Origin of the sequence: Saccharopolyspora sp. 6M (assembly GCF_020176775.1) — a bacterium.
Taxonomy (GTDB): Bacteria; Actinomycetota; Actinomycetes; order Mycobacteriales; family Pseudonocardiaceae; genus Saccharopolyspora_C; species Saccharopolyspora_C gregorii.
Map to the genome: position 1 here is coordinate 1 of NZ_JAIUJZ010000276.1, position 8514 is coordinate 8514.

General features: G+C 74.4%; 4 protein-coding genes and 1 pseudogene. 2 read left to right on the plus strand and 3 right to left on the minus strand.

Features of this window, described 5'->3' with window-relative positions; genetic code table 11:
* Window positions 1-212: 212 nt before the first annotated feature.
* Together LCD31_RS27275 and eccCb are read left to right on the plus strand one after the other, a co-directional pair.
* Window positions 213-590: a hypothetical protein gene (locus tag LCD31_RS27275; RefSeq protein ID WP_224962790.1), complete on the plus strand. Its 378-nt coding sequence runs from the start codon at window positions 213-215 to the stop codon at window positions 588-590.
* 6 nt (window positions 591-596) lie between these two features.
* Entirely contained in the window at window positions 597-4757 is a 4161-nt protein-coding gene (gene eccCb / locus LCD31_RS27280) for a type VII secretion protein EccCb (protein WP_224962792.1), read from the plus strand.
* Between the two features lie 57 nt (window positions 4758-4814).
* On the opposite strand, the gene LCD31_RS27285 is transcribed toward eccCb, so the two are convergent.
* The 3 genes and pseudogenes from LCD31_RS27285 to rsmH form a co-directional block, all read right to left on the minus strand.
* On the minus strand, window positions 4815-6656 hold the full coding sequence (locus LCD31_RS27285; protein WP_224962794.1) for a penicillin-binding protein 2: 1842 nt from the start codon (window positions 6654-6656) through the stop codon (window positions 4815-4817).
* Complete coding sequence (locus tag LCD31_RS27290) at window positions 6656-7444, minus strand: hypothetical protein (RefSeq protein ID WP_224962796.1); 789 nt, start codon at window positions 7442-7444, stop codon at window positions 6656-6658. Before LCD31_RS27290 ends, LCD31_RS27285 begins: the two co-directional genes overlap by 1 nt.
* Window positions 7441-8429 (minus strand): annotated as a pseudogene (rsmH, locus tag LCD31_RS27295) (16S rRNA (cytosine(1402)-N(4))-methyltransferase RsmH). Before rsmH ends, LCD31_RS27290 begins: the two are co-directional and overlap by 4 nt.
* Between the last annotated feature and the right edge of the window lie 85 nt (window positions 8430-8514).

Consider the following 8514-nt stretch of genomic DNA (forward strand, 5'->3'; position numbering starts at 1 on the left):
GGAGGCTGACGAGCATCCGCTCGTACTCGGCGCGCATCGTGGCGAGCCCGGCCGCGTCGATGCGCTCGGCCCCGGCGCGGGGGGGGGGGCCCCCCCCCCCCCCCCGCGTCCGGGATCGCGCACCACGGTCACGCCGCGCCGAAACCCCACTACCGATCGTCGTCGTTTGGTATACCGGTCGTGATCACTGCTCCGCTGAGCTGGGAGATCGCATGCCCGAGATCCGCCCGGAGGTCCACCTCTCGCTCGAAGCACCGGACGCGACGCCCGAACGGCTCCACCGCGCCGCCCGCCTGCTGCAGGGCGAGCTGCGCCGCGTCCGCGGCCTGGCGGTGCGCCGGCTCCGGGAGGAACCGCCGCCGGACGGGCGCGGCACCGGGGCGCTGCTGGCCGAACTGGTGCTCGGCGGGACGCTGGCGACCGGTTCGATCACCACGCTCTCCACCGTGCTGACCGGCTGGGTCGACCGGGGCGAGCACCGCGCGATCACGTTGCGCTGCGAAGGCGTGCTGCGGCGCATCGAAGCGGGCACCCCGCCCGCGGAGGCCGAAGCGGTGCTGCACCGGCTGCGCGCCGAGGACCGCGGGTGACCGGCCGTGGGTAGGTACGCGCTGCTGGTCGCCACCTCGGAGTACTTCGCCCCGGGACTGCGCGACCTGCACACCGTGGAGGAGGCCGAGGAGCTCCGGCGGCTGCTCGCCGACCAGGAGCTCGGGGCCTTCGACACCGCGCACACCGTGCTCAACGGGACCAAGGCGGAGATCGAGCGCCGGGTGGAGAGCCTCTTCCAGAACAAGGACCCCGACGACCTGGTGCTGCTCTACCTGGCCGGGCACGGCATCACCAACGACGACGACCAGCTGTTCTTCGCCGCCACCGACACCGAGCCGCAGCTGCCGTACTCGACGGCGGTACCCGCGCAGGTCGTGGACCGCATCGTCACCGAATCCCAAGCCGGGTGGAAGGCGATCTTCCTGGACTGCTGCTACAGCGGCGTGTTCAACCACGGCGCCGCGCACCGGGGCGGGGAGCCGGTGAACGTGGTCGAGCACTTCGGCGGCGGCCGGTTCACCATGACCGCCACCAACGAGATCGAGTACTCCTACGAGCGCAGGCCGGCCGCGGACGTGCGGCCCGGTTCGCGCTTCACCGCGGCGATCATCGAGGCGATCACCTCCGGCGCCCCGGACGTGGACGGCGACGGCGTCATGACCTTCAACGAGCTCTACCAGTTCGTGCACCAGGAGGTCACCAAGGACGGCAGGCAGACCCCGACCCGCAGCGGCACCCAGCACGGCGACATGATGTTCTCCCGGGTCCGCGGCGCCCGGTTCCTGCTGCCCGGCCGGACGCCGCTGCGGATCGGCGAACTCCTCGACGAACGCGCGGAGGACGGCCCCCCGACGATGCCAGTGCCCCTCGGGCGCGCCCACGAGGTCAACCGCGGCCCCGGCCGGGTGGTGGGGCTGGACCTGTTCGGCGGCAGCGGGCACGTGGCCGTGGTGGGGCGGATCCAGTCCGGCAAGTCGACGCTGCTGCACACCCTGGTCCTCGGGCTCACCGCGACCTTCGGCGCCGACCAGCTGCAGTTCCAGTGCCTGGACGCGGACGGCGGGATCGCGGCGCTCCCGCAGGTGTCCGCCGCCGACCACACCGAGGAGTCGGTCGCGGAGCTGCTCGCCCAGGTGGAGGCGCGGATCGAGGAGCGCCGCAAGCTGTTCGCCAACGGCATCGGCACCATCGACCGGTACCGCAGGTTGCGCCGGGAGCGGCCGGACGCGCTGCCCGACGCCGACCACTCCGAGACCTTCCTGTTCATCGACGGCTGGTCCTGGTTCGCCGGGTGGGTGCCGGGACTGGCCGAGGCGGTCGTGCGGATCGCCGAGGGCCTGAAGTTCGGCGTGCACGTGCTGGTCACCGCCCGCCGCTGGTCCGAGCTGCCGGAGCAGCTGCTGGAGCTCGTGCCGGGCCGGGTCGAGCTGTCCCTGGCGGAACCGTCCGAGTCGCTGCTGGATCCCGAGCTGTCCGCGAGCCTGCCCGCCACCGGGTGGGCGCTGCACGCGGGCCGCGCGTTCCAGGTGGCGCAGCCGAAGCTCGACGACGTGGCGGACGAGGACATCACCGAACTGGTCGCCTCGATCTCCACCGGAACCGACCGACCGCCCGCACCGCCGCCCGCCGCGGCCCGGCCCGGCACACCGCCCGGGCTGTTCCCGCTGCTGGCCCGGGCGGACGTCACCGCGTTCGACCCCGCGGTGGACTGGCAGCCCGGCCCGGTGTCGCGGCGCTACCGGGCGGTGCTCGGCAGCGGGGAGGACGGCACGGCGGTCCTGGACCTGAAGGAGACGGCGCTGGGCGGCGCGGGCCCGCACGGGCTGTGCGTGGGCGCCCCCGGCTCGGGCCGGTCGGAGCTGCTGCGGACCGCGGTGCTGTCGCTGCTGGCCACGCACTCCCCCGAGGAGCTCAACGTGGTGCTCGTCGAAGCCGTCGGCGGCACCGCGTTCGCCGACTTCCAGGACGCCCCGCACGTCTCGGCGCTGATCACCGACCTGGCCGGCGACCCGGAACTGGTGGACCGGTTGCACGACGCGCTGTCCGGGGAGATCCACCACCGGCAGACCCGGCTCAACGAGGTCCGCACGCGCACCGTGTGGGAGTACCGCGAACTGCGCTTGAAGCAGGCGCTGCCGCCGCTGCCGATGCTGTTCGTGGTGGTCGACGGGTTCACCGAGCTGCTGCGGGTGCGTCCGGAGCTCGCCGAGCTGTTCCAGACCATCGTCCGGGTGGGCCGGTCGTTGCAGGTGCAGCTGCTGCTGGCCGGGGAGAGCGCGACCGAACCGGGGTTGCGCGGTCTGGCGGACGACCTCACCTACCGGATCGCGCTGCGCACCGGCAGCGTCGCCGAGTCGAGCGCCGCGATCGACACCCCGGACGCCGCCGAGCTGCCCGCGGGCGGCGGGCACGGCTACCTGCGCCACCCCACCGGCCTGGTCCGGTTCCGCACCGCGCACGTCTCGGACCCGGTGCACGGCGATCGGCGCCCGGACGCGCCGAGCGAGCTGCAGTACGCGGTGCGGCGGATGCGCGGAACCGGTCCGGCGGCCCGGCGGATCTGGGTGCCGCCGCTGCGCAGGCCGCCCGCGCTGGAGCAGCTGCTGCCGCCGCCCGCGGAGCGGCTGCGCGGGCGGCGGCTGCACGCCCCGATCGGCACGCTGGACCTGCCGTTCGAGCACCAGCAGCGGACGGTGCGGGTCGACCTGTCCGGCGGTTCGGGGCACGTGGCGATCGTCGGCGCGCCCGGCTCCGGGAAGTCCGTCGCGGTCCGCACGCTGCTGCTGTCGCTGGCGTTGACCCACTCCCCACAGGAGGTGCAGTTCTACTGCCTCGACCTGGGCGGCGGCGGGCTGCACGACCTGCGCGAACTGCCGCACGTGGGCGCCGTGTCGGGGCCGCGCGATCCGGACGTGCTGCGCCGCACCATCGCCCAGCTGCGCTCGCTGCTGGCCTGGCGGGAGGCGCGGTTCATCGAGCACGGCATCGATTCGATGGCCGGCTACCGGGCGCGGTGCCGCGACGACGGGGCCGCGGACGACGACCAGTACGGCGACGTGTTCCTGATCATCGACGGGTGGCCCGCGCTGCAGGGCGAGTTCGACGGCGCGGACCGGGACGTGGTGAACCTGGCCTCGCAGGGCTGGGAGTTCGGCCTGCACGTGGTGGTCACCGCGGACCGCTGGTCGGAGATCCGCCCGGCGCTCAAGGACCTGCTGGGCACCCGGCTGGAGCTGCGGCTGGCCGATCCGGCGGAGTCGGAGGTCTCCCCGGAGGCCGCGGCCCGGGTGCCCGCGGACCTGCCCGGCCGCGGGCTGCACCCGTCGAAGCTGCACATGTTCACCGCGCTGCCGCACCCGGTGGGCGAGGGCTCCGCGGCCGCGGTCGCCGCGCTGCGCGCCCGGACGCGCGACACCTGGCCGGGCGTGCGCGCGCCGCGGGTGCGGCTGCTGCCGCTGGTGCTGCAGTACGACCGGCTGCCCGCGCCGGAGCAGCAGCCGCGCCCGTCGCTGGTGCCGATCGGCGTGAACGAGGAGGGCATGGACCCCGTCTACCTGGATTTCCGGGCGGAGCCGCACTTCTACGCGTTCGGCGAGCTCGGCTCGGGCCGCACCTCGCTGCTGCGGACGGTGCTGCGCGGCATCACCACCCGCTACTCCGCGCAGGAGGCGGCGGTGGTCCTGGTGGACCTGCGGCGCGCACTGCTCGGCTTCCTGCGCACCGAGCACTTGGCGGAGCACGCGGTCAACGTCGACCAGGTGCGGGCGGCGGTGCGGGAGCTGGTGACGACGTTGCGCGCGCGCCGCCCCGGCCCGGACCTGACCCGGGAGCAGCTGCGCGACCGGTCCTGGTGGTCGGGACCGGAGCTGTTCGTCGTGGTCGACGACTACGAGCTGCTGTCCGCGCCGGACGAGAACCCGCTGGCACCGCTGGCCGAGTTCGTCGCGCAGTCCGCCGAGCTGGGGCTGCACCTGGTGCTGGCCCGCGAGGCGAGCGGGGCCCGCGAGGACTGGGACGACCCGCTGCTGGTGGCGTTGCGCGCGGCCGCCGCGCCGGGACTGCTGCTCAGCGCCGACGAGGCCGAGGGCGAGCTGATCGGCCGGGTCGCCGCGACCCGGTTGCCGCCCGGCCGAGGCACCCTGGTCAGCCGGGCGTCGCGGGGCGGCCCGCAGCTGGTGCAGACCGCGCACATCCGGGCCGAGTGAGCGGTCCCCGGGGAGAGCGGGCGCCGGGCCGGGCCGCAGCAGCGGAACGGCCGGACGTCACCGGACCTGCAGGGTCTGCACCGGCGCCGGAGCCGGCGACAGCGGGATCTTGTACCGCTGCGTCAGGTAGGCGGCGACGTCGTGGAACAGCGGCGCCGCGGAGGCCCCACCACCCGGCGCGTCCAGCATCAGCGCCACCACGAACCGCGGGTTGTCCGAGGGGACGATCCCGGTGAAGGTGATCCAGTAGGTGTCGTTGCTGTAGCACTTGCAGTCGGGGTCGATCTGCTGCGCGGTGCCGGTCTTGCCGGAGATCTGGTAGCCGTCGAGCGCGGCGGCCTTGCCGGTGCCCTGCTGCTGCGGCGCGTCCTGCACGACGGCGCGCATCATGTCCCGCACGGTGCGCGCGGTCTCCGGGCTGACGACCCGGACCCCCTCCGGCCGGGGCCGCGGCACCCGGACTCCGTCCGGACCGGTCTGGGCGGCGATCACCCGCGGCGGCACCCGCACGCCGTCGTTGGCGATGGCCTGGTACATCCCGGCCATCTGCAGCACCGTCATCGACAGGCCCTGTCCGATGGGCAGGTTCGCGAAGGTGCTGCCGGACCAGTCCTCCCGGGCGGGCACGAACCCGGCGCTCTCGCCGGGCAGCCCGATGCCGGTGGTCTCCCCGAGCCCGAACTTGTGCACCAGGTCGTTGAACCGGTCTTCGCCGAGCCGCTGCGCGGTCATCAGGGTGCCCACGTTGGACGACTTGCCGAGCACGCCGGTGAAGGTGAGCGGGATCGTGCCGTGCGCCCACGCGTCGCCGACGGTCCGGTCCGCGACCTTGATCTTGCCGGGCACCTGCAGCACGGTCTCGGGGCGCACCAGCCCGTCCTCGATGGCACCGGCCGCGGTGATCACCTTGTTCACCGAGCCGGGTTCGAACGGGTTGGTCACCGCCGGGTTGCCGAGCCCGTCCGGGCCCCACGCGGGCGCGTTGGGGTCGAAGGACTCGTCGTTGGCGAGCGCGTACACCTCACCGGTGTGCGCGTCGAGCACGGCGGCGCTGGCGCTGCGCGCCCCGGTCTTGCCCGCGTAGTCGGACAGCTTGTTCTGCACCATGTACTGCAGGTCGGAGTCGAGCGTGAGTTCCACGTCGGACCCGGGGATGGCCGGTTCCAGCTCCCGCTCGGTACCGGGGATGACCAGGTCGCTGCCCATCGCCGTGTCCGAGACCTTCTTGCCGTCGGTGCCGGCGAGCAGCTTGTCCAGCGAGCTCTCCAGCCCGAGCCGGCCTTGGATCTTGCGCGCGTCCTGGCTCCACCGAGCGCCGCCGAGCACGTTCGCCCCGTTCTCCCCCGCCGGGTATTCGCGGGTGGCGCGGTACTCCTGGCCGATCTGCGAGTACTTCTCGGTGATCGTGCGGGCGAGCGCGGGTTCGATCAGCGGCCCGATGGTGGTGTAGGTCGTGTCGGCGAACAGCGCGGCGAGCACGTCCTGCTCGCGGACCCGGTCGCCGAGGGTCTGCGTGATGAACCGGGCGATCTCCCGCTTGTACTGGTCGGAGGTGGGTTCGCTCGGGTCCTCGGCGTGCGCCTTGTCCTGCTCCTCGGCGAGCCGCCGCGGCGTGGCGTAGAGCTGGCGCGCTTCGCTGCTGAACGCGAGCACGTTCCCGCTGCGGTCGGTGAACGAGCCGCGTTCGGCGGGGATCGAGTCGCTGGTGGTGCGCTGCCGGGCCGCGGCCGCGGACAGCTGCTGCGCGTCGAAACCCTGCACCAGGATCAGCTTGGTGCCGGTGAGCACCAGCGCGATCACCAGTAACAACCGGCCGATGCGCAGCCGCCTGCCGCTACCGGCCACGTCGGTGCGCGCGGTCCGCTTTCCCCCCGCGGCCCGCGTCCCCCTGCGGACCATCAGTCGCCCTCCACCGCCGGGATCGTCGCTGCCTGCCGCTGCGCCGGGTCCGGCTGCGGCGCGCCCTGCTCGACGGGCGGGTTCGGTGCCGCGGGAGGCTGCTGGGCGTCCGCGGGCGCCGGCGGCTTCGGTGCCGGGGGCGCGGGTGGGGCGCTGGCCTGCTGCGGTTCAACGACGACGCGGATGCTGCCGTCCGGGTTCACCACCAGGTGCGCGGGCGGCCCGGGCGGCGGCACCATGCCGAGCTCGGTGGCCTTGCGCTGCAGCGCGGGCGTCGAGTCGATGTTGCTGACCTCGCGCAGCAGCTGCTCCCGGTGCTCGTTGAGCGCGGTGACCTCTTGCTCGACCTGCTGCAGCTGGTACGAGCCGCCGACGGCGGCGATCGACAGCGACAGCGTCGCCACCAGCCCGACGCCGAGCACCGCCATCACGGCCACCACGAGCGGGACCCGCGAGGTCGCGACCTTCGCCTGCAGCTGGCGGGCGCGCGGACGCACCGCGGCGAGCCGCCATTGCCGCGGCTGGCGCTGCTCGGCGGCTTGGCGCTGGCGGCGCGGCCTGCGCTCCGCGGGCTCCCGGGAGGTGCGGTCCCGGCGCTCCTCGCGGCGCGCGTAGGCGCGTTCGGCGGCGGCGGACCGGCCGCGCGCCTTCGCCGGGGTCTTCTTCTGCGTCTTGGTCTGCGGCGCCGTCGCGGTGGTCGAGGCCGCCTTCCGCTTCGCCGGCTCCTTCTTCTTCGCGGCGGAGCCGGTGCGCGAGGCCGAGGTCTTGGCGCGTGCGGGTGCCGTCATGCCGACTCCTTGATCCGTTCGGCGGCGCGCAGCCGCACCGAGGCGGCCCGCGGGTTGTCCGCGCGTTCCTGTTCACCGGCGAGTTCGGCGCCGCGGGTGAGCAGCCGCAGTTCGGGTCCGTGCCCGGGCAGTTCCACCGGCAGGTCGACCGGGGTGCGGGAGGTGGCGCGCTCGGCCAGCCCGCGCTTGACGATGCGGTCCTCCAGCGAGTGGTAGGCGAGCACGACGATCCGCCCGCCGGGCGCGAGCGAGTCGAGCGCCGCGGGCAGCGCCCGGCCGAGCACGTCCAGTTCGGCGTTGACCTCGATGCGCAGCGCCTGGAAGGTGCGCTTGGCGGGATGCCCGCCGGTGCGGCGGCTGGCCGCGGGAACGGTGTCGTAGAGCAGCTGGACCAGGCGGTCGCTGTTCGCGAAGGGTTCCTTGGCCCGTTCCCGCGCGATCGCGCCCGCGATCTTCGAGGCGAACCGCTCCTCGCCGTACTGGCGCAGGATCCGCGCCAGCTCGCCGGGCGGGTAGGTGTTGAGCACGTCGGCGGCGGTGCGCTCGGCGCCCGGGTCCATCCGCATGTCCAGCGGCGCGTCCTGCGCGTACGCGAACCCGCGGTCGGCCTCGTCGAGCTGCAACGAGGACACGCCGAGGTCGAACAGCGCCCCGTCCACCGCGGGCAGCCCGAGGTCGTCGAGGACATCGGCCCACTCGTCGTAGACGGCGTGCACGAGGTGCAGCCGGTCCCGGTGGGCGGCGAGCCGCTCCCCCGCGAGCCGCAACGCCTGCGGGTCCCGGTCGAGCCCGACGAGGGTGAGTTCGGGGTGCGCGCTCAGCAGCGCCTCGGCGTGACCGCCCATCCCGACGCGTCCACCACGTCCGCCGGGCCGCCCGGCAGCGCGCGCGCCAGCAGTTCCAGCGTCCGGTCCAGCGCGACCGGCACGTGCCGGTCCCGGGCGGAACCCCCGCCGATGCCCTCCGGCACGTCGTCCTCCGCCACGGCGGTCCCTCCCTCCCGCGAACCGTTCACGGCCACCGCGCTCCTTCGTCCTGGTCCGGGTTCGCCCCGGCCCGGTCCTCCCCGC

Excerpts from the sequence above, each read along its gene's own strand:
- LCD31_RS27275 (WP_224962790.1), top strand. The coding sequence starts at position 213 with ATGCCCGAGATCCGCCCGGAGGTCCACCTCTCGCTCGAAGCACCGGAC.
- LCD31_RS27285 (WP_224962794.1), bottom strand. The coding sequence starts at position 6,656 with ATGGTCCGCAGGGGGACGCGGGCCGCGGGGGGAAAGCGGACCGCGCGC.
- LCD31_RS27290 (WP_224962796.1), bottom strand. The coding sequence starts at position 7,444 with ATGACGGCACCCGCACGCGCCAAGACCTCGGCCTCGCGCACCGGCTCC.